This is a genomic window from Pseudomonas fluvialis (assembly GCF_002835605.1).
Taxonomy (GTDB): Bacteria; Pseudomonadota; Gammaproteobacteria; order Pseudomonadales; family Pseudomonadaceae; genus Aquipseudomonas; species Aquipseudomonas fluvialis.
Window position 1 is genome coordinate 111281 of sequence record NZ_PIYS01000005.1, and the last position, 26343, is coordinate 137623.

Annotated in this window: 26 protein-coding genes and 2 tRNA genes; 18 read left to right on the top strand and 10 right to left on the bottom strand. The window is 64.5% G+C overall.

The annotated features are described in order from the left end of the window. Positions 1 to 10: 10 nt before the first annotated feature. A complete protein-coding gene (ybaK, locus tag CW360_RS04425; RefSeq protein WP_101192869.1) occupies positions 11 to 478 on the bottom strand; it encodes a Cys-tRNA(Pro) deacylase in 468 nt (155 codons plus the stop codon). Positions 479 to 601: 123 nt separating this feature from the next. Between ybaK and glpD the strand changes: the two genes are divergently transcribed. Continuing rightward, complete coding sequence (gene glpD, locus CW360_RS04430) at positions 602 to 2134, top strand: glycerol-3-phosphate dehydrogenase (protein WP_101192870.1); 1533 nt, start codon at positions 602 to 604, stop codon at positions 2132 to 2134. A 33-nt stretch (positions 2135 to 2167) separates the two neighbouring features. On the opposite strand, the gene CW360_RS04435 is transcribed toward glpD, so the two are convergent. The 7 genes from CW360_RS04435 to CW360_RS04465 all read right to left on the bottom strand — a co-directional run bounded on the left by CW360_RS04435 (position 2168) and on the right by CW360_RS04465 (position 10301). Next, positions 2168 to 2707 carry a DUF2058 domain-containing protein gene (locus CW360_RS04435; protein WP_101192871.1) on the bottom strand — a complete coding sequence of 180 codons (540 nt, stop codon included), beginning with the start codon at positions 2705 to 2707 and terminating at the stop codon, positions 2168 to 2170. An 18-nt stretch (positions 2708 to 2725) separates the two neighbouring features. After that, the gene (gene mazG / locus CW360_RS04440; RefSeq protein ID WP_101192872.1) at positions 2726 to 3556 is read right to left on the bottom strand and encodes a nucleoside triphosphate pyrophosphohydrolase; all 831 of its coding nucleotides are present in this window, start codon (positions 3554 to 3556) and stop codon (positions 2726 to 2728) included. 29 nt (positions 3557 to 3585) lie between these two features. Next, the gene (gene relA / locus CW360_RS04445) at positions 3586 to 5832 is read right to left on the bottom strand and encodes a GTP diphosphokinase (protein WP_093985003.1); all 2247 of its coding nucleotides are present in this window, start codon (positions 5830 to 5832) and stop codon (positions 3586 to 3588) included. Positions 5833 to 5892: 60 nt separating this feature from the next. Continuing rightward, complete coding sequence (gene rlmD, locus CW360_RS04450; protein ID WP_101192873.1) at positions 5893 to 7245, bottom strand: 23S rRNA (uracil(1939)-C(5))-methyltransferase RlmD; 1353 nt, start codon at positions 7243 to 7245, stop codon at positions 5893 to 5895. 29 nt (positions 7246 to 7274) lie between these two features. After that, entirely contained in the window at positions 7275 to 8165 is an 891-nt protein-coding gene (gene cysM, locus CW360_RS04455) for a cysteine synthase CysM (protein ID WP_093985005.1), read from the bottom strand. A gap of 83 nt (positions 8166 to 8248) precedes the next feature. After that, on the bottom strand, positions 8249 to 9601 hold the full coding sequence (locus CW360_RS04460) for a HAMP domain-containing sensor histidine kinase (RefSeq protein WP_281255603.1): 1353 nt from the start codon (positions 9599 to 9601) through the stop codon (positions 8249 to 8251). Beyond that, positions 9597 to 10301, bottom strand: a complete 705-nt coding sequence (locus CW360_RS04465) for a response regulator transcription factor (protein ID WP_101192875.1) — start codon at positions 10299 to 10301, stop codon at positions 9597 to 9599. Before CW360_RS04465 ends, CW360_RS04460 begins: the two co-directional genes overlap by 5 nt. A gap of 110 nt (positions 10302 to 10411) precedes the next feature. Between CW360_RS04465 and CW360_RS04470 the strand changes: the two genes are divergently transcribed. The 4 genes from CW360_RS04470 (at position 10412) to CW360_RS04485 (ending at position 15083) form a co-directional block, all read left to right on the top strand. Further along, positions 10412 to 13162 (top strand): response regulator, encoded by a 2751-nt coding sequence (locus tag CW360_RS04470; protein WP_101192876.1) that lies wholly within the window; start codon positions 10412 to 10414, stop codon positions 13160 to 13162. A 10-nt stretch (positions 13163 to 13172) separates the two neighbouring features. Continuing rightward, positions 13173 to 14162 (top strand): 2-hydroxyacid dehydrogenase, encoded by a 990-nt coding sequence (locus CW360_RS04475; RefSeq protein WP_101192877.1) that lies wholly within the window; start codon positions 13173 to 13175, stop codon positions 14160 to 14162. 79 nt (positions 14163 to 14241) lie between these two features. After that, a complete protein-coding gene (locus tag CW360_RS04480) occupies positions 14242 to 14682 on the top strand; it encodes a hypothetical protein (protein WP_101192878.1) in 441 nt (146 codons plus the stop codon). Continuing rightward, complete coding sequence (locus CW360_RS04485) at positions 14679 to 15083, top strand: META domain-containing protein (protein WP_101192879.1); 405 nt, start codon at positions 14679 to 14681, stop codon at positions 15081 to 15083. Before CW360_RS04480 ends, CW360_RS04485 begins: the two co-directional genes overlap by 4 nt. 13 nt (positions 15084 to 15096) lie before the next feature. Here the strand turns inward: CW360_RS04485 and dinB are convergent, their stop codons facing one another. Then, positions 15097 to 16179, bottom strand: coding sequence for a DNA polymerase IV (gene dinB, locus CW360_RS04490; RefSeq protein WP_101192880.1), 1083 nt, complete (start codon positions 16177 to 16179; stop codon positions 15097 to 15099). Between the two features lie 114 nt (positions 16180 to 16293). Between dinB and CW360_RS04495 the strand changes: the two genes are divergently transcribed. The 8 genes from CW360_RS04495 to CW360_RS04530 all read left to right on the top strand — a co-directional run bounded on the left by CW360_RS04495 (position 16294) and on the right by CW360_RS04530 (position 22114). Then, positions 16294 to 16370 (top strand) — tRNA-Met (locus CW360_RS04495). Between the two features lie 118 nt (positions 16371 to 16488). Continuing rightward, positions 16489 to 16565 (top strand) — tRNA-Met (locus tag CW360_RS04500). Positions 16566 to 16963: 398 nt separating this feature from the next. Then, positions 16964 to 17191 carry a hypothetical protein gene (locus CW360_RS04505; protein WP_093985013.1) on the top strand — a complete coding sequence of 76 codons (228 nt, stop codon included), beginning with the start codon at positions 16964 to 16966 and terminating at the stop codon, positions 17189 to 17191. A 66-nt stretch (positions 17192 to 17257) separates the two neighbouring features. Continuing rightward, positions 17258 to 17812 (top strand): cytochrome b, encoded by a 555-nt coding sequence (locus CW360_RS04510; RefSeq protein ID WP_101192881.1) that lies wholly within the window; start codon positions 17258 to 17260, stop codon positions 17810 to 17812. Between the two features lie 106 nt (positions 17813 to 17918). Beyond that, positions 17919 to 19244 carry a 30S ribosomal protein S12 methylthiotransferase RimO gene (rimO, locus tag CW360_RS04515; RefSeq protein ID WP_093985015.1) on the top strand — a complete coding sequence of 442 codons (1326 nt, stop codon included), beginning with the start codon at positions 17919 to 17921 and terminating at the stop codon, positions 19242 to 19244. Positions 19245 to 19329: 85 nt separating this feature from the next. Then, complete coding sequence (locus CW360_RS04520) at positions 19330 to 20031, top strand: RNA pseudouridine synthase (protein ID WP_101192882.1); 702 nt, start codon at positions 19330 to 19332, stop codon at positions 20029 to 20031. A gap of 87 nt (positions 20032 to 20118) precedes the next feature. Beyond that, positions 20119 to 21327, top strand: a complete 1209-nt coding sequence (gene trpB / locus CW360_RS04525) for a tryptophan synthase subunit beta (protein WP_101192883.1) — start codon at positions 20119 to 20121, stop codon at positions 21325 to 21327. Between the two features lie 88 nt (positions 21328 to 21415). Further along, positions 21416 to 22114: a penicillin-insensitive murein endopeptidase gene (locus tag CW360_RS04530; protein WP_101192884.1), complete on the top strand. Its 699-nt coding sequence runs from the start codon at positions 21416 to 21418 to the stop codon at positions 22112 to 22114. Between the two features lie 49 nt (positions 22115 to 22163). Here the strand turns inward: CW360_RS04530 and CW360_RS04535 are convergent, their stop codons facing one another. Further along, positions 22164 to 23036: a LysR family transcriptional regulator gene (locus CW360_RS04535; RefSeq protein WP_101192885.1), complete on the bottom strand. Its 873-nt coding sequence runs from the start codon at positions 23034 to 23036 to the stop codon at positions 22164 to 22166. A 118-nt stretch (positions 23037 to 23154) separates the two neighbouring features. Here CW360_RS04535 and CW360_RS04540 point away from each other — a divergent pair, with 118 nt between their 5' ends. The 5 genes from CW360_RS04540 (at position 23155) to CW360_RS04560 (ending at position 26323) form a co-directional block, all read left to right on the top strand. Beyond that, the gene (locus CW360_RS04540) at positions 23155 to 23841 is read left to right on the top strand and encodes an MOSC domain-containing protein (RefSeq protein WP_101192886.1); all 687 of its coding nucleotides are present in this window, start codon (positions 23155 to 23157) and stop codon (positions 23839 to 23841) included. Then, positions 23838 to 24080, top strand: coding sequence for a hypothetical protein (locus CW360_RS04545; protein ID WP_093985021.1), 243 nt, complete (start codon positions 23838 to 23840; stop codon positions 24078 to 24080). Before CW360_RS04540 ends, CW360_RS04545 begins: the two co-directional genes overlap by 4 nt. Continuing rightward, on the top strand, positions 24067 to 25257 hold the full coding sequence (locus tag CW360_RS04550) for an aminotransferase class III-fold pyridoxal phosphate-dependent enzyme (RefSeq protein WP_101192887.1): 1191 nt from the start codon (positions 24067 to 24069) through the stop codon (positions 25255 to 25257). The genes CW360_RS04545 and CW360_RS04550 overlap by 14 nt, the downstream gene beginning before the upstream one ends. Positions 25258 to 25351: 94 nt before the next feature. After that, complete coding sequence (locus CW360_RS04555; protein WP_101192888.1) at positions 25352 to 25897, top strand: iron transporter; 546 nt, start codon at positions 25352 to 25354, stop codon at positions 25895 to 25897. A gap of 99 nt (positions 25898 to 25996) precedes the next feature. After that, positions 25997 to 26323, top strand: a complete 327-nt coding sequence (locus tag CW360_RS04560; protein ID WP_093985024.1) for a cupredoxin domain-containing protein — start codon at positions 25997 to 25999, stop codon at positions 26321 to 26323. The last annotated feature ends 20 nt before the right edge of the window (positions 26324 to 26343 follow it).

Here is a 26343-nt window from a genome sequence, read left to right on the forward strand (position 1 = left end):
CGAACTCCGTTCAGCGGCCGATATCGGCAAATACCGCCTGGGTCAGTGCCGCCAGGCTGTCGGCTGTCAGCGCGACTTCCAGGCCACGTCGCCCGGCGCTGACATGGATCTGCGCATACTGGCGCGCACTCTGGTCAATGAAGGTACGCAGGCGCTTCTTCTGCCCCAGCGGACTGATCCCCCCCAACAGGTAGCCGGTAGCCCGCTGCGCGGCTTGCGGATCGGCCATCTCCACGCGCTTGACGCCAGCGGCCAGGGCCAGCGCCTTGAGGTCCAGGCTGCCGGCCACCGGCACCACAGCCACCAGCAGTTCGTCGCGCTCACTGCTCGCCAGCAGGGTCTTGAACACCTGGGCAGGGTCAAGTCCCAGCTTATCGGCCGCTTCCAGGCCGTAGGAAGCACTCTTCGGGTCATGTTTGTAGCTGAGCACCTGGTGGGCGACAGCAGCTTTTTTCAGCACATCGATAGCGGGCGTCACGGCAGCGACCTGTAGGCGGGATAAACCAGTCAGGAAAACGTGGCGCGTCCCTGAACTGACACAGAATGTGCTTACCTTAACGCAAGATAGCGGGCGTACGACACGCCTGCCCGGGAGTCGTGCATGCAGCCAGTCCATCCCCCGCTTGGCGAAGTCTATGATCTGGCCGTGATCGGCGGCGGCATCAATGGTGTCGGCATTGCCGCCGATGCGGCAGGACGCGGCCTCAGCGTGTTGCTCTGCGAGCAGGATGACCTGGCCGCACACACCTCCTCGGCCAGCAGCAAGCTGATCCATGGCGGCTTGCGCTACCTGGAGCACTACCAGTTCCGCCTGGTCCGTGAAGCGCTGGGCGAGCGCGAGGTGTTGCTGGGCAAGGCCCCCCACCTGGTCCGCCCGCTGCGTTTTATCCTGCCGCACCGTGCCCACCTGAGGCCTGCCTGGCTGATCCGCGCCGGCCTGTTCCTCTACGATCACCTCGGCCCGCGCCAGCACCTGGCGGCTTCGCGTTACCTGCGTCTGGCCGCAGACAGTCCACTGCAGGCGGATATTCGCCAGGCCTTCGAGTATGCCGACTGCTGGGTCGATGACGCACGCCTGGTGGTGGCCAATGCCCAGGCCGCGCGGGAACGCGGTGCCCACGTGCACTGCCGCACCCGCTGCATCGGCGCGCGGCGCAGCAAAGGCCTGTGGCACCTGCAACTGGAGCGGCGCGATGGCAGTCGCCTGTCGTTGCGCGCGCGCACACTGGTGAATGCCGCCGGCCCCTGGGCGGCGCAGCTGCTGCAACTGTTCAAGCAACCGGATGGCCGCGCGCTGCGTCTGGTGCAGGGCAGCCATATCGTGCTGCCGCGCCTGTACCCGAGCGAGCACGCCTACATCCTGCAGAACGAGGACGGGCGTGTCGTCTTCGTACTGCCTTTCCAGGAACATTTCAGCCTGGTTGGCACCACGGATCGTGAGTACCAGGGCGACCCTGCACAGGTACGCATCAGCGACGTAGAGATCGACTACCTGCTGGCCGTACTCAACCGGCACTTTCGCCAGCCGGTCAGCCGCGCGCAGATCGTGCACAGTTTCTCCGGGGTGCGCCCGCTGTACGACGACCACAGCGCCAGTCCTTCGGCAGTGAGCCGCGACTACACCCTGGCACTGGCCGGGAATCCTGGCGAAGCACCCTTGCTCAGCGTGTTTGGCGGCAAGCTGACCACCTACCGGCGCCTTGCCGAGGCGGCCCTGCAGCTGCTGGCACCCAGCCTGCCGCACATGGGGCCGGCATGGACGGCCAACGCCGCGCTACCGGGCGGCGAGCAATGGCCGGGTCACGCAACACTGGTCGAGCAGTTACGTCGACGTTTTGTCTGGCTGCCGGCCAGCCTCGCCCAACGCTGGACCGACAGCTATGGCGTGCGGGTCTGGCGCCTGCTGCAGGGCATCCACGACAGCCAGGCACTGGGCCGGCACTTTGGCGCCGGCCTGTACCAACGCGAGGTGGATTACCTGTGCGACGAGGAATGGGCCCAGCAGGCCGAGGACATCCTCTGGCGGCGCAGCAAGCTCGGCCTGCTGCTCAGCGCCAGCGAACAGGCCGCACTGCGTGATTACCTGGCCCAGCGCCAGGCCAGCCGCACGAGACTGAGCACCGTTCTGGACTAGCAGGCGGTTGAACAACCACCTGCCAGCACGCCCCTACCACATCAGGTCGTCGGGAATCTGGTAGGCCGCGTAGGGATCATCGTCATCCGGTTTGTCCACCTGGACATTCAACAGCACGATGCGCGACGGATCGCGTTCCTGGATACGCAGCGCCGCTTCACGCGGAATCACCTCGTAGCCACCGGCATGCCGCACGATGGCCAGCGAGCCACGGCTGAGCTTGTCGCGCATCAGCGCATTGACCGCCAGGCGCTTGACCTTCTTGTCATCGACGAAGTTGTAGTAGTCATCGCTGTTCAGCTTGGGCAGACGTGAACGCTCGATCAACTGCTTGATCTGTGCGGCGCGGGCCTTCTGCTCGGCCTTCTCCTGCTGCTGGCGATTGAGCTCCTGGTCGCGCGCGGCCTTTTCCGCCTGGGCCGCCAACGCGGCCCGACGGGCGCTGTCATCCAGTTCCGCCTGGCCCTTGTGGGCCAGACGCTGTTCCTTTTGCTTCTGTTTGCCGGCCTGCTTGGCCTGCTTTTCATTGACCAGGCCTGCCTTGAGCAGCTGATCGCGTAGGGAAAGACTCATGGGTACTCGCTTATCTGTTCAGCAGCCGGCCGACTGCTTCTCGCGCTGTTTGGCTTCGCCCCACAGGGCATCCAGTTGTTCCAGGCTGCATGCCGCAAAATCTTGCTGGGCGTCACGCAGCGCCTGTTCGATATGACGGAAACGCCGTTCGAACTTGTGATTGGCCGCCCGTAGCGCCTGCTCCGGGTCAACCTTGAGATGCCGCGCCAGGTTGCACACGGCAAACAGCAGGTCGCCGAGTTCCTCGCCCTGTGCAGCCGCGTCACCACTGGCCATGGCTTCGAGCACTTCGTCGAGCTCTTCACGCACCTTGTCCACCACCGGCAGCGCATCGGGCCAGTCGAAGCCGACCTGGGCCGCGCGCTTCTGCAGCTTGCCGGCACGGTTCAGCGCCGGCAAGGCCTGCGGCACATCATCGAGCAACGACAACTGCTGCGGTTCAGCCGCCCGCTCGGCGCGCTCCTCGGCCTTGATCTGCTCCCAGCGCTTCTTGATGGCCGCTTCGCCGAGGCGCGGCACATCCGGCGAGCCATACAAATCGCCATCCGGGAAGACATGCGGATGCCGGCGAATCAGCTTGGCGGTAATGCCATGCACGACCTGGGCAAAGTCGAACAACGCCTGCTCGCGGCCCAGCTGGCTGTAATAGACCACCTGGAACAGCAGGTCACCCAACTCACCGGGCAGGTGGGCAAAATCACCCTGTTCGATGGCATCGGCCACCTCATAGGCTTCTTCCAGGGTATGCGGGACGATGCTCGCGAAGTCCTGCTGCAGATCCCATGGGCAGCCATGCTGCGGATCACGCAGGCGGGCCATGAGGTGCAACAGGTCATCCAGCTGGTACATGACAATTCCTCGATGCAGCGGCGGGCGCATCAGCTACTGCGATTGCGCCGCGCCTCGATGATGTTGGGCAGCTGGCTGATGCGCCCGAGCAAACGGCCCAGGGCGTCGAGATCGGGGATCTCGATGGTCAGCAGCATGGATGCGGTATTGTCTTCCTTGTTGCTGCGGGTGTTCACCGCCAGCACGTTGATGCGCTCGTTGAGCAGTACCTGGGACACATCGCGCAGCAGCCCTGAACGGTCGAAGGCACGGATCACTACATCGACCGGATAGGTCTGCACCGGCACCGGCCCCCAGCTGACCTGGATCATTCGCTCTGGCTCGCGGGCCGCCTGCTGCAAAGCGGTCGGGCAGTCCTGGCGATGGATGGTCACCCCACGACCAACGGTAATGTAGCCGACGATGGCGTCCCCCGGCAGCGGCTGGCAACAACCGGCCATCTGCGTGAGCAGGTTGCCGACACCCTGGATCTGCACCTCGTCGCGCTTGGCATGCCGGCTGGGCACGCTGGGACGCCGCGGAATCAGCTCCAGCTGCGGGCTGCCCCGCTCGGGCTCGGCCAGTTGCTGGGCATGGTTCATCACCTGCGCCAGGCGCAAGTCGGTGGCGCCCAGCGCGGCGAACAGGTCCTCGCTGGTCTTCAGGTTGCACTTCTCGGCGAGCTTCTCCATGTCCACCGGCGGCAGGTCGAGACGCGCGATCTCGCGCTCCAGCAGGGCCTTGCCGGCAATGATGTTCTGGTCGCGCGCCTGCAGCTTGAACCAGTGGACAATTTTCGCCCGTGCCCGGCTGGTGGTGACATAGCCGAGGTTGGCGTTCAACCAGTCACGGCTCGGTGCGCCGTTCTTGCTGGTGATGATCTCCACCTGCTCGCCGGTCTGCAGGCTGTAGTTGAGCGGCACGATGCGCCCGTTGACCTTGGCACCCCGGCAGTTGTGGCCAATCTGCGTGTGTACCCGATAGGCGAAGTCCAGCGGTGTCGCGCCCTTGGGCAGGTCAATGGCATGCCCGTCAGGGGTGAACACATAGACCCGGTCGGGTTCAATATCCACGCGCAACTGCTCGGCCAGGCCGCCGATGTCGCCCAGCTCCTCGTGCCACTCGAGCACCTGGCGCAGCCAGGCGATCTTTTCTTCGTAATGATCGGAGCCAGATTTGACATCGGTGCCCTTGTAGCGCCAATGCGCGCAGACCCCCAGCTCGGCTTCCTCGTGCATCGCGTGGGTCCGAATCTGGACTTCCAGCACCTTGCCTTCCGGACCGATTACCGCGGTATGCAGGGAGCGGTAGCCGTTTTCCTTGGGGTTGGCGATGTAGTCATCGAACTCCTTGGGAATATGCCGCCACAGGCTGTGCACGATACCCAGGGTGGTGTAGCAATCACGCACCTCCGGAACCAGCACGCGCACCGCACGCACGTCGTAGATCTGACTGAACTGCAGGCCCTTCTTCTGCATCTTCCGCCAGATCGAATAAATGTGCTTGGCCCGCCCACTGATGTCGGCCTGGATACCGGCACTGTCCAGCTCGCCACGCAACTGGCTCATGACATCGTTGATGTATTGCTCGCGGTCGAGACGGCGCTCATGCAGCAGCGCGGCGATCTGCTTGTACTGCTGCGGCTCCAGGTAGCGGAACGAGAGGTCTTCCAGCTCCCACTTGATATGCCCGATGCCCAGCCGGTGCGCCAGCGGCGCGTAAATGTCGAACACTTCGCGGGCCACGCGGTAACGCTTGTCCTCGTCGGCGTCCTTGACCTCGCGGATGGCACAGGTACGTTCGGCCAGCTTGATCAGCGCCACGCGCACGTCATCGACCATGGCCACCAGCATCTTGCGCAGGTTATCGACCTGCGTCTGGGTGCCCAGCACCAGCGACTGGCGCGGATTGAGGCTGGCACTGATCGCCGCCATGCGCTGCACGCCATCGATCAGCTTGCTGACCACCGCACCGAAGCGTTTCTCCACCTCGACCAGGCTGGTTTTGCCCTCGCGCACCGCACGGTAGATGATCGCCGCCACCAGGCTGTCCTGATCGAGCTTGAGGTCGGCGAGAATCTCGGCGATCTGCAACCCGGTGCGGTAACTGGACACACCATCCTTCCAGATATTCTGCGCCGCCCGGGCCGCCGCCTCGGTGTCACGGGCAAACTCGCAGGCCTGGCGCAAGCCCTCGCGCTGCAGTGCCGGATCGAGGCTCTGCACGTAGTCGAGCCATGCCTCCAGATTGATGCTGCCGTCCTGATTGACCGGCTGCTGTGCCCTGACCTGTACCATGGGTGTTCCTTCTCTACAGCAGGCAGGCTTCTGCCAAAAACCAATAGGGTGTGACGTGCGCTAGGGCTGTCTGACAAACAGGGCCATGGCTTCGACATGCGCGGTCTGCGGAAACATGTCGATCATCCCGGCACGCTGCAGTCGATAGCCCTGCCCGGCCAATACTTGCGCATCGCGTGCCAAGGTGGCCGGATTGCACGATACATACAGCACGCGCTGCGCCCGCAGGGCCGCCATGTGCTGCACACAGGCCAACGCGCCATCGCGCGGTGGGTCGAGCAGCACGGCGGCAAAACCGTGCGCCGCCCAGGGCTGGCTGGCCAGCTTAGCGGCCAGATCAGACTGGTAAAACGCCAGGTTGTTCAGTTGGTTGTCACAGGCATTTTGTCGCGCCCGCTCGACCATGCTGGCCACCCCTTCAACCGCCACGACACTCGCCGCCCGGCGGGCCAGCGGCAAAGCGAAGTTGCCCAGGCCACAGAACAGATCCAGTACCCGCTCATCAGGCTGGGGCGCCAGCCAGTCCAGCGCCTGTTCGATCATTGCCTGGTTGAGTGGCGCATTGACCTGCACGAAATCACCGGGCTGATAACGCAACTCTAGATCACCCGGCTGCACCCGGTAGCCGAGCGGTGCCGGTTGGTCGGCCACGGGCTGCCCCTCGCCGTGCAGCCACAGCTGCGCCTGCTGCGCTGCACAAAACTGGCGCAAACGCTGCAGGTCGGCTTCGCTGAGCGCTGCCGTATGGCGCAGCAACAGGGCCGTCTGACTGCCATGAAACAGCTCGACATGTCCCAGCGCGCGCGGCTTGTCCAGGCTACGCAGCAACGCCGGCAGGCCATCCAGCAGGCGTTGCAGGGCCGGCACCAGCACCGGGCACTGTTCGACATCGACAATCGCCTGACTGGCCGCAGCCCGGAAGCCCACGGCCAGGTGACGCTGCGCCGGGTCCCAGCGCACGGCCAGGCGCGCGCGCCGACGGTAGGCGAATTCCTCGCCGACCAGCGGTGCCGCCCACTGTTCAGGCTGCAGGCCCGCCTGGCGCTGCAACTGCTCGGCCAGGGTGCGTTGCTTGAGGGCTACCTGTTGGGCATGCGGCAGATGTTGCAGGGTGCAACCACCACACTGCCCGGCCAACGCACAGGGTGCCGGGCGGCGCAGGTCGCTGGCCTGCAGCACTTGCTCCACGCGTGCTTCCACCTGCTGACTGCGTGCCGCCAGCACGCGCGCCTGTACCTGCTCGCCGGGCAGCGCGCCACTGACGAACCAGGTGCGTCCCTCGGCATGGGCAATGCCCCGGCCATCATGGGCCAGTCGTTCAATGCTGAGTATCTGCTTCTTGCCCACCGGCAGGCTGCTGCCCCGCGAGCCACCCGCCGGTTGCAGGCGCAGCCCGGAACTACGCTTGGCCATGCAGGCTCCCCGCGGCACCCGCCGCTACGTCAAGGCGCGTCATAAATGCCACTGGACAGGTAACGATCACCCCGGTCGCAAATGATCGCGACCATTACCGCATCGCGCACTTCCTGGGCCAGACGCAACATGGCTGCCACCGCACCGCCCGAAGAGACGCCACAGAAGATGCCTTCCTCGCGTGCCAGACGACGCATGACCTGCTCGGCTTCCGCCTGGCCCATGTCGATGACCCGGTCGACCCGGCTGGCCTCGAAGATGCTCGGCAGATAAGCCTCCGGCCAACGACGGATACCGGGAATGGCCGCGCCTTCCTGCGGTTGCAGGCCGATGATCTGTACCGCCGGATTCTGCTCCTTGAGGAAGCGCGAAACGCCCATGATGGTTCCGGTGGTGCCCATCGAACTGATGAAATGGGTGATTTCGCCGTGGCTCTGCCGCCAGATTTCCGGGCCGGTGGTCAGGTAGTGCGCCTCGGGATTGTCGCCATTGGCGAACTGGTCGAGCACCTTGCCCTTACCCTCGGCCTGCATGGCCAACGCCAGGTCACGCGCGGTTTCCATGCCATCGACCAGAATCAGCTCGGCCCCGTAGGCGCTCATCGCCGCCTTGCGCTCGGCGGTGGAGTTGCTGGGCATGATCAGAATCATCCGATAGCCCTTGATCGCCGCTGCCATGGCCAGGGCGATCCCGGTATTGCCGGACGTAGCCTCGATCAGCGTGTCACCGGGGCGAATGTCGCCACGCAGTTCGGCACGGCTGATCATCGACAGGGCCGGACGATCCTTGACCGAACCGGCCGGGTTGTTGCCCTCCAGCTTGACCAGCAGGGTATTGCTCGGATGGCCACCGAGGCGCTGCAGGCGCACCAGCGGCGTATTGCCGATGCAGTCGGCAATGGTGGGGAAATGCAGGGTCATGACAGCTTCGCAATCCGGCGGAGAAAGGCGCACATGATAGCGGCAAACGTGAGCCGGCCATATGACTGCCCGCCAATTCAGTGCTAGTCGGCCGCCGGCAGGCGCAGCATCAGGCGCAGGCCCGCGCAGCCGTTTTCCGCCCACAGCGCACCACCCTGCAACTCGATATTGCGTCGGGCAATCGCCAGGCCCAGGCCATAGCCCTCGCCTCCCGGGCGCTCGGCCTGGAGCCGGGTGAAAGGTCGGAAGATGCTTTCCAGGGCATCCACCGCCACGCCACCGCCCTGATCCTCGATACACAGCAGCCAGTCGTCAGCCTGCCGCTCACCACTCAGGGTAACCTGCCCGTTATCCGGGGAATGGCGGATGGCGTTGCGCAGGATGTTCTCCAGCGCCTGGGCCAGGCTGTTGAGATGCCCCAGCACCTGGCAGCCCTCGGGCAACCGACAAGGCAGGCGTGCGGCCTGCCAACCACTTTCAAAACAGGCATCCTCGACCAGCACTTGCCACAACTCACGGAGCGACACGGTCTGCAGCGGCAACTGCGGGCGCTCGCTGTCCAGCCAGACCAGCTCCAGGGTGGCATCCACCAACTGCTGCATGCCCTGTACTTCGCGTTCCAGCCGCTGGCGCAACGCATCCAGCTCGCCGGCAGCCTCGCCGGCCACACGCAGGCGGCTGAGCGGCGTACGCAGCTCGTGAGACAGATCACGCAGCAACTGGCGCTGGAAGTTCAGGCTGCCCTGCAGGCGTGCCGTCATATGATCGAAGGCGCGCGCCAACTCGCCCAGCTCGTCCTGGCGACGACTCAACGCCCGCGTTCCCCGCCAATCCAGACGGTCACCGCGCAGGGCATTGGCCTGGGCCTGCAACTGGCGCAGCGGCGCCAGCAGCAGACGATACAGCGCCACGCACAGCAGCAGGCTGAGCAACAGGGGTAACAAGCCATGGATCAGCCACTGCAACCAGGGGTTGAACCCTTCGGGCAAAAAGCGTAGCGGCAACTGCATGACCAACCTTCCCTGCTCAGGCTGCTCGGCAAAGGGCAGGCTGAGATAGGGCAAGCCGCGTTGACGCGGACTCATCGGCCAGTCGACGCCACGCAGGAAGGTCAGCTGCTGGTACTGCAGTGGGCTCAACGCCTGGCTGCCCAATGGCTGTAGATTCGCGCCCAGCACACTGGCCCAGCCGGCCTCCCGCTCGGCCAGCCGAGCCAGCCAGGCATCCACACCGGCCGGGCCAGACTGTTGCCAGGCCTGTTCGGCCTCAACGGCGTACTGGCGCAGCTGCGCCTGTGCCTCCTCGCTTAGGTGAAAGGACTGCTGCGCCAGGCGCCCACCCCAGATCCAGCTCAGCCACACCACCAGCAGACAGAAGCTGGCCAGTAGCAGGGCCAGTCGCCAGAACAATGAATGTCGACCGGGAAGCACCTCAATGCACCTGGCTGCTGAACAGGTAGCCGCGTCCCCATACCGTTTGCAAGCGCTCGACGGGGTAGTCAAGGCGTGCCAGCTTGCGACGCACATGACTGACATGCATGTCCAGGCTGCGGTCATGCTGCGAATAGCTGCGCTGCAAGACCTGTTGGTAGAGGAAGGCCTTGCTCAGGACCTCGTCGGCATGTGCCAGCAACACCTCCAGCACACGGTACTCACTGGCCGTCAAACCCGCCCACTGCCCCTGGTAGCGCACATCGCCACGCTGTTCGTCGAGACACAGGCCGGCGTACTCGCTGCGTACTTGCCGGGTCTGGCGCTCGTAGGCGACCCGCCGCAACACCGCGGCAATGCGCACGGCCATTTCCTCGAGGCTGAATGGCTTGGCCAGGTAGTCGTCGGCGCCCTGGCTGAAGCCAGCAATACGCTGCTGCTCAGCGCCCAGCGCCGACATCATGATCACCGGCACCGCACTGCTCTGCCGCAGGCTGGCAAGGAATGCCAGGCCGTCCTGCCCCGGCAGCAGGATATCCAGCAGCAGCAGGTCGAACGGCTGTGCGGCAAGACGCTGGCGCGCACTCTGGGTGTCCGCGCAATGCTCGACGGTAAATCCCCGACGACGCAGGTCATCACACAACGGACCAGCCAACAGCGGGTCATCCTCAACCGCCAGAATGCGCGCAGTAGGAGACAGATTCATATGCAAACCTAAATGCAAATACTTTCAAATTATTTACTATGCCAAAAACCGCTGCAGATTCCTATGCACGGACTGGCTAAACTGCACCCAGACCTCAGGGAGTAGCTAACGTGTTCAAGGATCTTGGCATCAAGGGCCGGGTAGTCATGCTGACCCTGCTGCCCAGTTGTCTGCTGGCATTGCTGCTGGGGGGATATTTCTCCTGGCTGCACTTCCAGCAGCTGCATGCGCAACTGCAGCAACGCGGCAACCTGCTCGCCGAGCAGATCGCCCGCGACACTGCGCGCCCCCTGCAGCGCCAGGATTTGCCACGCCTGCAGGAAATCATCCAGCAGGCCTTGCAACAGGACGATGTCCGCGCCTTGCGCCTCAGCGACCCGCAGCGCATACCCTTGCTGCAAGCTGGCCCACGCCTGCTGCCCAGCCAGGCGCCGACCCAGGGCTGGCACAGGGTTGCCACCGGTAACGGCGAAGCCTGGCGTCTGTTACTACCGATCCTCGATCAGCACCTGAGCACTACTCCGACACGGGGTGAGGAGCAGTTGCTGGGCTGGCTGGAACTGGAACTGTCCCAGGAGCACGCCCTGCTGCTTGGCTATCGCCATCTGCTCGGTGCCTTGCTGTTCAGCCTCGCCGCCCTGCTCGGCGGCACCCTGCTGGCCTTGCGCCTGGGCCGCGCCATCGAGCAGCCGCTGCAACATATCCAGCAAGGCGTGGCACGCCTTAGCGAGGGCCATCTGGATACCCGCCTGCCCCACCTGGGCAGCCATGACCTGGATGCCTTGGCCAGCGGCATCAACCGTATGGCGGAAAGCCTGCAGGACGCCCAGGAAGAGCTGTACAACAGCATCGAGCAGGCCACCGAGGACGTCCGGCAGAATCTGGAAACCATCGAGATCCAGAACATCGAACTGGACCTGGCGCGCAAGGAAGCCCTGGAAACCAGTCGCATCAAATCCGAATTCCTCGCCAACATGAGCCATGAGATACGCACTCCGCTCAACGCCATGCTCGGCTTCACCCAGCTCCTGCAAAAGAGCAGCCTGACGGCACGACAGCGCGACTACCTGGATACCATCGAGGAGTCGACCAACAACCTGCTAGCGATCATCAACGGCATCCTCGACATCTCGAAGATCGAAGCCGGACGGCTGATCCTCGATAACAGCCCGTTCAACCTGCGCGATCTGATCCAGGACTGTCTCACCGTATTTGCCCCCAACGCGCATGCCAAGCATCTGGAACTGATCTGCCTGGTCTACCGCGACACTCCGCTGCACTTGCTCGGCGACTCGCTGCGCCTGCGCCAGGTACTCAGCAACCTGATCAGCAATGCCATCAAGTTCACCGAGCACGGTGACATCGTGGTTCGCGCCATGCTCGAAGACCTGCATGACGACCGTGCGCAATTGCGCATCAGCGTGCAGGACAGCGGTATCGGGGTGACTGAACAGGACCAACAGCAGTTGTTCCGCGCCTTCAGCCAGGCCGACAACTCGCTGACTCGCCAGGCTGGCGGCAGCGGTCTGGGCCTGGCCATTTCCAAGCAACTGATCGAGCTGATGGGCGGTGAAATTGGCCTGGAAAGTGTTCCTGGCCAAGGTGCGGAGTTCTGGATCAGCCTCAGCCTGCCGCTGGCCCGTGCCGACGCCGAAGACCTTGCCGGACAACTGGCTGGACGCCGCAGCATCATGCTGGAAGCCCATCCATTGGCCGCCCAGGCGCTGCAACACCAACTGGAAGATTGTGGCCTGCAGGTACAGCTGGCCAGCAGCCTGGCGGACCTGCTCGAACAGGTCGGCCGCGCCGCCAGCAGCGCCGAGCCCATCGCCTGCGCCGTCATCGCCGCCCGCCTGGCCGAACTGCCGGCCAACCAGTTGGCCCGGCATGTCCAGCAACTGCGCCAGCTCAACTGCCAGACACTGGTCCTGTGCCCTACCAACGAACAGGCCAGCTACCAGCAGCAGGTGGATGAGCAACTGCCGGTGCTGGGCAAACCACTGTGCACCAGCAAATTACAGAAAACCCTGACCGCGCTGCTTACCGGACATACCCCGGGCCCCCAGCACGGCCCGCTGCTACCCGGCATCACCCTCGATGTACTGTGTGTCGATGACAATCCAGCCAACCTGCGCCTGGTGAAAACCCTGCTGGAAGATCTCGGCGTACGCGTCTGCGCGGTAGAGGGCGGCCAGCAGGCCGTGGACGCCTGCGCCCAGCAACACTTCGACCTGATCTTCATGGACGTGCAGATGCCCGGCATGGATGGTCGGCAGGCCACGCAACTGATTCGCCAGCAGGAACAGCACAGCGGACGCAGCACGACCCCCATCGTCGCGCTGACCGCGCACGCCCTGCATGATGAAAAGCGTCAGCTGCTGCAAAGCGGCATGGACGATTACCTGAGCAAACCCATCAGTACCCGACAACTTAGCCAGACCCTGCTCAAGTGGAGCAGCCAACACCTTACGCACAGCGTGGTACCCACCGACCAGCCACTGCCGGACCTCAGCGCGTTGCCCCTGTTCGATGCCGAGGAAGGCCTGCTCCTGGCCGCCGGCAAGACCATGCTGGCCGCTGACATGCTCGACATGCTGCTCGGCGGCCTGGCCGACGATCGCACAGCGATCCGCCAGGCGCGTGAGGACAATGCCCGCGAGCTGCTGCTGGAGCGCGTGCATCGCCTGCACGGCGCAACCCGCTATTGTGGCGTGCCGCAGTTACGCCAAGCCTGCCAGCACTGCGAAACCCTGCTCAAGCAGAATGCCCCGGAAAGCGGCGCCGCCCTGGATACCCTCGACCAGGCCATTGCGGCCCTGCTGGACAACGCCGGCCAACTGAGCTCACCACACCCTGCATGAGGCAACCACCATGCGCGTCATTCTGTTCAGCAGCCAGGCTTACGACCAGGCCAGCTTTACCGCCGCCGAAGCGGACAGTGGACTGCAACTGCACTTTCACAGCAGCCGCCTGGATGCCAGCACCGCGGCCCTGGCCCAAGGCTACGAGGTGGTCTGCCCATTCATCAACGACCAGCTCGACGCCACGGTGCTTACCCAGCTGCACGCCGGGGGCACACGACTGATCGCCCTGCGCTCGGCAGGCTACAACCATGTCGACCTGGCCGCAGCGCAGCGCCTGGGGCTCTGCGTGGTGCGCGTGCCGGCCTATTCGCCACACGCCGTGGCCGAGCATGCCCTGGCCCTGATCCTGGCACTCAACCGGCATGTCCACCGCGCCTACAACCGCACCCGCGAGGGCGACTTCAGCCTGCATGGGCTGATTGGCTTCGACATCGCCGGCAAGACTGTGGGCATCGTCGGCTGCGGACAGATCGGTCTGGTATTTGCCCGTTTGATGCAGGGCTTCGGCTGCCAGCTGCTGGCTTTCGACCCCCAGCCCGACCCAGCCTTCACCGTGCTGGGCGGGCGCTATGTGGCACTTGATGAGCTATTTGCCGACAGCGACATTATCAGCCTGCACTGCCCGCTCAACACGCACAGCCATCACCTGGTCGACGCTGCACGCCTGGCGCGCATGAAGCGCGGCGCCATGCTGATCAACACCGGACGCGGCGCGCTGATCGATACCCCGGCCCTGATCGGCGCCCTGAAAAGTGGCCAACTCGGCTATCTGGGCCTGGATGTCTACGAGGAGGAAGCCCAGCTGTTCTTCGCCGACCGCTCCGATCTGCCACTGCAGGACGACGTGCTGGCACGCCTGCTGACGTTCCCCAACGTGATCATCACGGCACACCAGGCTTTTCTCACCCACGAAGCCTTGGCAGCCATTGCCCGTACCACGCTGGACAACATCCGCCACTGGCAGGCCGGCCAGCCGCGCAACCAGGTGCAGGCCTGAAAGCCTATTTGTCGCTTGGCAGGGCGCGGACAGGCCACTAGCATCTGTGTCTTTCCCGCCGCCCGGACCCACCTGCGCCATGGCCGAACACGATTTTCGCTACAGCCTGCTTTCTCCCCAGCACACCCTGACCGAGTGCCGTGCCCTGTCCCCTGGGCACTACCAGGTCACCGGCAACGGCGGCTCGATCCAGGCCGGCGATACCCTGTTGGTCACGCTCAAGGGCAGTCGTGAGCTGTTCATGCGCCTGCAGGTGGAAAAAGTACGCCACCTGATCAACCCGCCCGGACAGTGGCTGGCGGTAACCCGCGGGCCGTCCTTCCGCGAGTTGGCTATCCTCAACTGGCAGGTGCATTGCGACAGCTGCCAGCGCGTCCTCGATTTCGAATTTGCCGTGGATGCCAGCCTTGGCGAAGCGGTCCGCCCCACCGCCGCCAACGCACGCCTGGCCGAACTGGGCTGGCACAGCCAGCAACAACAGCACCTGTGCCCTGCCTGCCACACGGAGAACCACGCATGAGCCGTCATTTCGCCTGCCTACTGGCCGTCGCCCTGCTCGGCGGTTGCGCCAGTCAACCCGATGGCCTGCCCGAAGAGCGCGCCCTGCGCGTGGAATGGATCGGCGAGCGACCACTGATTGATCGCAGCCATCTGACCATTACCCTGGGTGCCGATGGCCGCGCCTATGGCACCGCAGGCTGCAACCACTGGTTCGCCAGCTACCAGCTGCACGGTCAGCACCTGCGTTTTGCGCAGCCCGGAAGCACGCGCAAGCTCTGCGCGCCGGCATTGATGGAACAGGAACAGCGCTTTCTGGAAGCCCTGAGCCAAGTCGAACGCTGGGATATCTCGCCGATCGAGCAAATCCGCCTGTGGCCGGCCAACGGCAAGCCGATCCGCCTATGGCCCGAACGCCCCTGAAAGCACAACCCGCCTAGAACAGCTCCAGCTGCTGCAAACGTGTGCTCCGGTCAACCAGGCGCACACCCAGGCCCAGCAGCCGCACCGGCTTGTTGCCCCGGGCAAAGGCCGCGTTGAGGAGCAGCGCATAGCTCTGCGCATCGTGTCCGGCCCCGGCCTGCTCCAGAGTAGTCAGGGTAAAGTCGTGAAACTTCACTTTGACGAACGGCTTGCCGGCCAGATAGCGGCTGTCCAGCCGGGCCATGCGTCGCTGCAAGCTTTCCAGCAGTGCCGGCAGCTGCGCCAGGCAACTGCTAAGGTCGGGCAGATCCTTGTCAAAGGTATGTTCGACACTCACCGACTGACGCGCGCTGTCCGCCTGCACCGGTCGCTCGTCGCGGCCACGCGCCAATTGGTAGAGACGCTCGCCAAAACGCCCGAACTCGCGCAGCAAATCCAAACGCGACCACTCCTGCAGGTCGGCACAAGTTTGCAAGCCAAGGCGCGCCATACGCTCCGCGGTGACCTTGCCCACGCCATGCAGTTTGGCCACCGGCAAGGTCGCGACAAAGTCGGCCACCTGCTCTGGAGTAATCACGAACAGTCCGTCGGGCTTGCGCCAGTCGCTGGCAATCTTGGCCAGGAACTTGTTCGGCGCCACGCCCGCCGACACGGTGATCTGCAACTGGCTGCGAATGCGCTGACGCATCTCCTCGGCCATGCGCGTGGCACTGCCGGCACAATGCGGACTGTCACTAACGTCCAGATAGGCCTCATCCAGCGACAGCGGCTCGATCAGTTCGCTGTAATCACGCAGGATGGTGTGTATTTCCTGCGACACAGCCTTGTAGACGTCCATACGCGGCTTGACGATCCGCAGGTCCGGGCACAGCTTGAGTGCCTGCGCGCTGGACATGGCCGAGCGCACCCCCCAGGCGCGCGCCTCGTAATTGCAGGTAGCAATCACCCCACGACGCTCCGCAGGACCACCTACGGCCAGCGGCCGACCACGCAAGACAGGATCGTCGCGCATCTCGATGGCAGCGTAAAAACAGTCGCAGTCAACGTGAATGATCTTGCGCACAGCGCCTCCGGCAAAACGCCACAGGCCAGGCATGGCGCGGCCTGGCGGAAGCTCAGTGTATCACTGGCAGCAGCTAAGCCTCTGAACAAAATAGCTTTTTCCACAGGAATAGGTTGACAGAGCGCCGCTTGTACGTAGAATGGCCGGCGCGGGATGGAGCAGTCTGGTAGCTCGTCGGGCTCATAACCCGAAGGTCGTAGGTTCAAATCCTGCTCCCGCAACCAGTTTTCTCGGAAAGCCACTCTTCGGAGTGGCTTTTTCGTTTTCGCGCTCTTGATTCAATCAATTTATCAATTCGCAAATATCGATTGACAAAGTACAAGCAATCGATAGAATGGCCGCCGCGGGATGGAGCAGTCTGGTAGCTCGTCGGGCTCATAACCCGAAGGTCGTAGGTTCAAATCCTGCTCCCGCAACCAGTTTAGTGCCAGGCCCTGACTGCAACCCAGTCAGGGCCTGGTTTTTTATTGAACCTTGAAAAGCGTGCACTGCCCGCCTGGTTCATCTCACTTCGCCGATGCGCGATCTTCGCCCAGCCAGTTGCTTGCACAGCGCTGGACGAATCCGCAGCCGCCAGCCAGGACCTTGCCTGGTCGCGGCCAGCCTGTCACGCAACTGACGCATCGCGCTGCTAGCGTTCCTCTCACGCACAACACAGGCCCAGGCCCGACGTGCCACACAGGGACCCGCCGGAAAGGCTCCATCCGGGAACTTTTCCGCCACCCACCGCTCCGACAAGGACTATCCGGCTCACCTCGCCGGTTCGGACGGAACAATCGCGACCACAAGTCGCCTTGCACTCTTAAAGGAATACCGCATGTCTATCCAACAACAAGCACAACGTGCCATCCATACCCTGCACCAGGCCTTCGCCCCCATGCAGTGCCTGATCGCCGCACAAAGCCGCAAGGGCAGCTTCAGCTTCACACTGCTCGACGCCCAGGGCGTGGCCCGCCGCAGCGAGCGCCTCTACCCCGAGCACTTTGCCGACCAGCAACGTCTGCAGGCAGTGATTGAACGGACCCGCCAGTCGCTGCGCGCCTGAGCATCCGTTAAGCCTCAGTTAAGCCAGCTCGACTAAGCTGGGAACACCCCTCCCGAGGATTGTCCCATGAGCTGGAAAAATACCCCCGCACGCTACGGTCACCTGTCCATTGCCCTGCACTGGCTGATGCTACTGTTATTCATCGGCGTCTACGCCTGCATCGAATTGAAAGGCAACTTTCCCAAGGGCAGCGAACCCCGCGAATTGCTCAAACAGTGGCACTTCATGCTGGGACTGAGCATTTTTGCCCTGGTCTGGCTGCGCCTGACGGCGCGCCTGATTGCGCCGACGCCGGCCATCGTCCCACCACTGCCGCGCTGGCAGGCCCGTGTCGCCAACCTGATGCACCTGGCGTTGTATGGCCTGATGATCGGCGCGCCGCTAGCCGGCTGGATGATCCTCAGCGCCGCCGACAAACCGATCCCCTTCTACGGCCTGCAACTGCCCGCCCTGATCGCCCCCGACCAACAACTGGCCGGGCAGATCAAGGAAGCCCACGAGCTGTTTGGCCAGTTCGGCTACCTGCTGATTGGCGGACATGCCCTAGCCGCGCTGGTGCATCACTACCTGCAGCGCGACAACACCTTGACCCGCATGCTCCCCACCCGCCGCAGCCACTGAAGCGCGTCGGCAGACGACGCTGGCCAAGCGCGGCCGACGCCGCTAGAATTGCGCGTTTTTTGATCAGCGGCGCCGTTGGCGCCTGCCACGTCCGCCAGAGGTATCCATGACCAGCACCTCCTCGCCGAAAGTCGGCTTTGTTTCCCTTGGCTGCCCCAAGGCCACGGTCGACTCCGAGCGCATCCTCACCCAGCTGCGCCAGGAGGGTTACCAGATCGTGCCCACCTACGAGGACGCCGATGTGGTGGTGGTCAACACCTGTGGCTTCATCGACAGCGCCAAGGCCGAGTCACTGGACACCATCGGCGAGGCCATCGCCGAGAATGGCAAGGTCATCGTCACCGGCTGCATGGGCGTGGCCGAGGACGCCATCCGCAATGTGCATCCCAGCGTACTCGCGGTTACCGGCCCGCAGCAGTACGAGCAGGTGGTACAGGCGGTGCATGAAGTGGTACCGCCGAAGATCGACCACGATCCGTTTGTCGACCTGGTTCCACCGCAGGGCATCAAGCTGACCCCGCGCCACTATGCCTATCTGAAGATTTCCGAAGGCTGCAACCACAGCTGCAGCTTCTGCATCATCCCCTCGATGCGCGGCAAGCTGGTCAGCCGCCCGGTCGGCGAGGTGCTCTCCGAAGCCGAACGCCTGGTCAAGGCCGGCGTCAAGGAAATCCTGGTGATCAGCCAGGACACCAGCGCCTATGGCGTCGACCTCAAGTACAAGATGGACTTCTGGGACGGCCAGCCGATCAAGAGCCGCCTGCTCGAACTCTGCGAAGCCCTTGGCAAGATGGGTGTGTGGGTACGCCTGCACTATGTCTACCCCTACCCGAATGTCGACGACCTGATTCCGCTGATGGCCGCCGGGAAGATCCTTCCTTACCTGGACATCCCCTTCCAGCACGCCAGTCCCAAGGTGCTCAAGGCTATGAAGCGCCCGGCCTTCGAGGATCAGACTCTGCAGCGTATCAAGCGCTGGCGAGAGATTTGCCCCGAGTTGACCATCCGCTCCACCTTCATCGTTGGCTTCCCCGGCGAAACCGAGGAAGACTTCCAGTACCTGCTCGACTGGCTGAGCGAAGCGCAGCTGGATCGTGTCGGCTGTTTCCAGTACAGCCCGGTAGACGGTGCCCCGGCCAACGAGCTGGGCCTGGAGCCGGTAGCCGACGAGATCAAGCAGGCCCGTTGGGAGCGCTTCATGGCCCATCAGCAGGCCATCAGCGCACAGCGCCTGCAAGCCAAGATTGGCCGCGAGATCGAAGTGCTGGTCGATGAAGTGGACGAGGAAGGCGCCGTGGCGCGCTCCTGGGCGGATGCGCCGGAAATCGACGGTAGCGTGTTCATCGACGCGCCCCAGCTGCAACCAGGTGACAAGGTACGCGTGCGCATCGTCGATGCCGACGAATACGACCTGTGGGCCGAGCTGGTCTGAAGCCTCACCGCTGAACCTGAGGGCCGGCCGTGTCGGCCCTGTTCCATTGCCAGCCGGGTGACTCTCCCCGGCACCGAGACCCTGCATGTCTGAGACCCAACGCCTGTCCAAGCGCCTGATCGCCCTGATCGGCTGTTCGCGCCGCGAAGCCGAGTTGTACATCGAGGGTGGCTGGGTCACGGTCGACGGCATCGTGGTCGACCAGCCGCAATTTGCCGTCGGCAACCAGCAGGTCAGCCTGCTGCCGGGAGCACGCGCCGAAGCCCTGCCGGAAGTGAGCCTGTTGTGGCACCAGCCCGCCCTACCTGACAGCCAGAGCGAGCTGCGCGATGACCAGCACTGGGCGGATGATCCCAGCCCGCTGCGGCCCCTCAAGGCACATCTCAAGCGTCAGCAGCAGGCCCTGCCGCTGCCCGCCGGGGCCTCCGGCCTGGTGCTGTTCAGTCAGGACTGGCGTACCCTGCGCAAGCTGCGCGAAGACGCTGCCCGCCTGGAGCAAGAGTTCATTATCGCGGTGCGTGGCGAGCTGGCTCCCGGCGGACTGGAGCGCCTGCGCCAGGGTATCTCGTGGCAAGGCCGCCCGCTGCCACGCTGCAAGGCCAGCTGGCAGAACGAAAGCCATCTGCGTCTAGTCCTCAAGCAGCCCGGCGAGCATTGCCTGCAGCAACTGTGCGCGAGCGTAGGCCTGCATGTCGCCACGCTGAAACGCATCCGCGTCGGCGGCGTCAGCATGGGCAAACTGCCGGCCGGGCAATGGCGCTACCTGGGCGAACGCGAGCGCTTCTAGCCCTGCGACCGACGGTCGCACGATTCCTGACCGAGGCGCCAATCGGTAAGATGCGCCATCGTTCGCCGACCCAATGGAATCGACACCATGAGCAATACCCGCGAATTTGCCGCCATGCCGGATGCCCAGGGCTTCTTCGGCCCCTATGGTGGCCAGTACGTTCCGCCCGAACTAAAACAGGCCATGGACGACATCAACCGCGCCTATGAGGAAATCCGCCAGCGCGCCGATTTCCAGGAAGAACTGGCCAGCCTGTTCGCCGACTATGTCGGCCGCCCCAGCCCGATCTTCCACGCCCGCCGTCTGTCCAGTCAGCTAGGTGGTGCGCAGATCCATCTGAAGCGCGAAGACCTCAATCACACCGGCGCCCACAAGATCAATCACTGCCTGGGCGAGGCCCTGCTGGCCAAGTTCATGGGCAAGCAGAAAGTCATCGCCGAAACTGGCGCCGGACAGCATGGCGTGGCGCTGGCCACCGCTTGCGCATTAGTCGGCATTCCCTGCGAGATCCACATGGGCCAGGTGGATATCGAGAAGGAACACCCCAACGTCACCAAGATGAAGATCCTCGGCTGCAAGCTGGTGCCAGTGACTCGCGGTGCGGCAACCCTCAAGGAAGCGGTGGACAGTGCCTTCGAGGAATACCTCAAGGACCCGCACAACTACATCTACGCCATCGGCTCGGTGGTCGGCCCGCATCCGTTCCCGAAGATGGTCCGCGATTTCCAGGCCATCATCGGCAATGAGGCACGCGAGCAGTTTCTCAGCCGGCATGGCCGCCTGCCTGACTATGTGAGCGCCTGTGTGGGCGGTGGCTCCAACGCCATGGGCATGTTCACCGCGTTCCTCGCCGATGAGGCTGTCAACCTGGTCGGCGTGGAACCTGCCGGCGAAGGGCTGGAGCGCGAAGGCCGACATTCGGCCACGCTGAGCAAAGGTAAGCCAGGCCAGCTGCATGGCATGGCCTGCTACGTGCTGGAAGATGCCCAGGGCCAGCCGGCCGCCGTGCACTCGATCGCCTCCGGGCTGGATTACCCCGGGGTCGGCCCGCAGCACAGCTACCTGAAGGATATTGGCCGGGTCAGCTACCAGACCGCCACCGACCAGGAATGCCTGGAGGCCTTCATGACTCTGTCGCGCGTGGAAGGCATCATCCCCGCCCTGGAAAGTGCGCATGCCGTGGCCTGGGCCATGCGCGTAGCGCCCAGCCTGCCAGCCGACCAGCACATCCTGGTCAACCTGTCCGGGCGTGGCGACAAGGATGCCGACTACGTCGCCAATCTGCTCGGTCTGTAGCCCTCCGCCACGGCAAGCGGCTCGACCGGCGCCGCGCCGCGGGGTATAAAATCGCCCCCGGCGCAGCGCGCCCCATCAAGGATGATCCATGCACCCTGTCTTCCCCGCCGCTTCGCTACTGGCCGCCCTGCTCCTGCTGGGCAGCGCTCTGAGCCACGCCGGCGAACCGGCTAGCCAGTGCTTCGGCAGCACCGCCGTCGGGCGCCTGGAGAACGGCTGGGCATTGCCCGGCGAAGGACCCAATTTCCAGGCCTATAGCCAGTTGGCGGCACTCGCCGGACGCACCTACGTACACAGCCAGGTGCATGCCGTGGTGGTCGATGCCTACGCCCGCCTGCAGCAGAGCGCGCCCGAGGTACGCTACGTCTACGGCGAGACGGGTTGGCGGCAAGGCGGTCCCTTTGCCCCGCACAAAACCCACCAGAACGGCCTGTCCGTCGACTTTTTTGTCCCCGTGCGCAATGCCCAGGGCGACAGCGCGCTGCTGCCCATCGGCCTGGACAATCGCCTGGGCTACGACATCGAGTTCGACCAGCAGGGCCGTTATGCCGCCCTGCACATCGACTACCCGGCCATGGCCCGGCACCTCTGGGCCCTGCACGCCGCCGCGCGCCAGCAGGGTATCGCCATCCAGCGAGTGATCTTCGACCCAGTGCTGCTCGCCCAACTACTGGCCAGCAAGGAAGGCCGCGGCCTGGACAAGGTCATGTACTTCTCACCCAACAAGCCCTGGGTGCGCCATGACGAGCACTACCACATCGACTTCCAGCTGCCCTGCAAGCCTTAGCCGGCCATTACCTGGACAGCGGCGCTGGGCAACGGCCTGGCAGCCAGGCTCAATCCTCCAGTAAGGCCCGCAACAGCGCCAGACTGGCCTGCTGGCGCTGGCTGTCGCGGTAGAGCAGGCCTACCTGCAAGGCGATCGGCGGCTCGCTGATCGGCTTCCACAACAGCTGCTGATTGGCATGCAGGCGCTGGGCACGGGCCGGCAGTACGCTGGCCAGGCCGGTGTGCGCCAGGCTGTCGAGAATCCCGGCAATATGGTTGAGCTCGGCACGCAGCCGCGGCCGCCGCCCTTCGCGGGCCAGCTGTTCCTGCCAGACCTGGCGCACCCGGAACTCCTCGCCCAGCAACAGCATCGGCTGCTCGGCGGCCTGCGCCAGCGACACCTTGCGAAATGCCTGCAGCGCATGCCCGGGCGCCACCACCAGCTGCAGCTCGTCCTCGTAGAGCAGCTGCCCATGCAGGGCGGACTGGCGCGGCGGCAGGTAGCTGATGCCGATGTCCAGGCTGCCGGCCAGCAGGCGTCGTTCGATCTCCGCCGCCGACAGCTCATGGATCTGCACCAGCCAATGCGGCTGACGCTGCTGTAAACGTTCCAGCAAAGCTGGCACCAGGCTGGCATTGACCGTTTGCAAAACCCCCAGGGCCAGGGTCTGGCTGGCCTGCCCGCGAAACACCTGCAGCGCCTCGCGGGTACGTTCGGCAGCGCGCAGCAGTTCCCGGGCATGGCCATACAGGCTGTGCGCCGCCAGCGTGGGGCTGAGCCCACGCCCCTGGCGCTGAAACAGCTCCACCTGCAGGTCCTCCTGCAGATGCCGCATCTGCTGCGAGAGCGCCGGTTGCGACAAACACAACCGTTCGGCGGCGCGCCCGACATGGGCTTCCTCGTAGAGCGCGACGAAATAGCGCAACTGGCGCAAATCCATAAGCATTCCTTATGAAAAAAACTGCTATTTCCAAATAGTAGCTGAGCGAGCCGACTTTTAGACTGCCTTAAAAACCAGCTATCCAGTAGCCATCCAGCGAACCACACGCGGGGTCATCATGCAGATTTGCGGCGTTTACTTAGGAAAAACCAAAGAAATTTACCCAGACCTGCTCAGCGCCATCGACAAGCAGCCGGCTCTCGGCGAGCTCTGGCTGGACAACCTCGGCCTGCGTGGCGACGAGCAGGCCGACAGTCGCGTGCATGGCGGCAGCGAGCGTGCACTGCATCACTACCCGGCCGAGCACTACGCGTATTGGCAGCAGCACTTCCCCGCACAGGCCTGGCAGGCGCCGGCCTTTGGGGAAAACCTTTCCAGCCTGGGCCTTGTGGAAAGCCAGGTGTGTATCGGCGACATTTTCAGCTGGGGCGAAGCCGTGCTGCAGGTCAGCCAGCCCCGCTCGCCCTGCTACCGCCTGTGGCGGCGCTGGAACCTCGCCGAGCTGCCCCAGCTCATGCAGGACAACGGCCGGTGCGGCTGGCTGTACCGCGTGCTGCAGCCGGGACGGGTCAGTGCCACGGCGCGCTGGCAGCGGCTGCAGGGCGATGGCCAGCGCCTGAGCGTGGCCGAAGCCCTGCATCACTACTTGCAGGCTCCGTTGCAGCGCGACGGCCTGCAGCGCCTGGCCGACTGCGCAACACTGACCCCGCGCTGGCGCCAGACCGCCGCCGAGCGCCTGCGCAGCGGCTGCGTCGAAGACTGGCAGCGGCGCCTCACCGGCGTAGCCAGCGAGGCGAGGCAATGAGCGACTACCAGATCAGCCTGTATGCCCAGGACGTGCTGCTGACCTGCATGCCGGTCAGCGCCCGCCACTACCCGACGCTGCTGGCCCTGCTGCGCCAGCGCTTTAGCGAACAGCAGGGCTTTACCCTGCAGGTACAGCGCCGCCACGAAGTACGCCGACTGATCGAGCAGGGGCCGGCTGGCATTCGCCTGCTCGGCGTGGACTATCACCTGGAGACAGTTACCGATGAACAGCCCTGAGCCACACCACTACCTGATGCAGACCTGCCAGCGCCCGCCACAGTGCTTCGTCGCCGGCCAGGGCTCCTGGCTGGAAGATCAGCAGGGGCGCCGCCTGCTCGACTTCACCCAGGGCTGGGCAGTCAACAGCCTGGGGCACAGCCCGCAGGCAGTGGTCCAGGCGCTCTGCACGCAGGCCGCCCAACTGATCAACCCCGGCCCCGGCCTGTACAACGCCCCGGCGCTGGCCCTCGCCGCGCGACTCTGCCAGGCCACGGGGTTCGACCAGGCGTATTTCCTCAACAGCGGCGCCGAAGCCAACGAAGGGGCGATCAAGCTGGCGCGCAAGTGGGGGCAGCTGCACAAGCCAGGCGCCTGGCGGATTGTCACCCTGCAGCACAGTTTCCACGGACGCACCCTGGCCACCATGGCCGCCTCCGGCAAGCCGGCCTTCGCCACGCTGTTCGAGCCCAAGCCGGACGGCTTCGACAAGGTGCCGCTAAACGACCTGCCCGCCCTGGCCGCCTGCCTGGGCCACGAGCACGTGGCGGTGCTGCTCGAACCCGTGCAGGGTGAAGCCGGCGTACGGCTAGCCGACCCGCACTATCTGCAAGGCGTGGCACGCCTGTGCCGTGAACGCCAGGCCCTGTTGATTCTCGACGAGGTACAAACCGGCATGGGACGCTGCGGCGCACTGCTCGCCGCCCAGCACTACGGGATACAGGCCGACATCCTCACCCTTGGCAAAGGCCTGGGTGGCGGCGTGCCACTGGCCGCACTGCTGGCGCGCAACGCCGCCTGCTGCTTCGCCCCCGGCGAGCAGGGAGGCACCTACCATGGCAACCCGCTGATGTGTGCCGTCGGTCTGGCGGTACTGGAGCAGCTGCTGAGTGATGGTTTCCTCGCCCAGGTGCGCGAGCGCGCCGCGCAACTGCAGGAAGGCCTGGCTCAGCTGGCCGAGCGTTTTGCCCTGGGCCAGCCGCGCGGCCTGGGCCTGTTGCAGGCGCTGCCCTTGCCCGCCGGCAACGCCGCCGAGCTGGCCCACCAGGCCCAGCAGCATGGCTTGCTGGTCAATGCGGCACAGCCGGACGTGCTGCGTTTTTCCCCAGCCCTGAATGTCACGGCCCATGAAGTGGAACTGGCCCTGGGCTGCCTGGAAAAGGCCCTGCACAGCCTGGCACACGGAAATACTTTGTAAAAATCCAGTAAAAATTGACGAGAATCATTATCAGCAGCAAGCGCAGCGCATTAGCATGGACACCTGTTCATTACCACGCTAACGGAGTTGCTCCATGTCTCGTCTTGCCCTGCTTCCCCTGGCTGCCCTGCTGGCAGCCGGCAGCCTGCACGCCAAGGAATACCCGATTGGTGAGCCGCAGCAATGTGGCGGCCTGGAAATCGGCGCGGTGTACCTGCAGCCTATCGAAATGGACCCACCCGGCGTCATGCGCGCCGCTGCGGAATCCGACGTGCACATGGAAGCCGATATCAGCGCGCTGGAAAACAACCCGCAAGGCTTCCAGGAAGGCAGTTTCGTGCCCTACCTGAATGTCAGCTACATCCTCAGCAAGGTCGGCGGGCAGACCCAGCAGGGTGACTTCCACGCCATGGTGGCCAATGACGGCCCGCACTACGGCGACAACATCAAGCTGCAAGGGCCGGGCAAGTACCAGCTGACCTACATCATCACCCCACCCGGCGCCCAGGCGAATGCACATGGCGGGCATGACTTTGGCCGGCATACCGACAAGGAAACCGGCGTGCAGCCCTGGTTCGAGCGGTGCGAACTGAAGTACGAGTTCACCTATGCCGGCATCGGCAAGAAAGGCGGCTACTGATCGCCGCCGGCAGGTACGCCATGCGCTGCCTGCCGCTGCTTGCTTTCCCCGGGGCGCGTCCGCAGAGGTCGCGCCCGCTGTCGTTTGTGGAGCCTGAACATGCGTCATGTGATTTTCCTGCTGGCCACCCTGGGCCTGGCCAGCACCAGCCAGGCCGCCGGCCTGCCCACCTACGAACTGCACGTCAGGGATGGCCAGTTCACCCCGCCGCGCCTGCAAGTACCTGCCGGCCAGCGCTTCAAGATCATCGTCAAGAACGTCGGCACAGGCCCCATCGAGTTCGAAAGCACCCCGCTGCGCGTGGAAAAGGTGCTGTCTCCCGGTGCCCAGTCGTTCGTGGTGATTCACCCGTTGAAACCCGGGCGCTACCCGTTTTTCGACGAGTTCCGCATGGACCTGCCCGAAGGCGAGATCATCGCCCAGTGATTCACCCCCTGCTCAGAGGC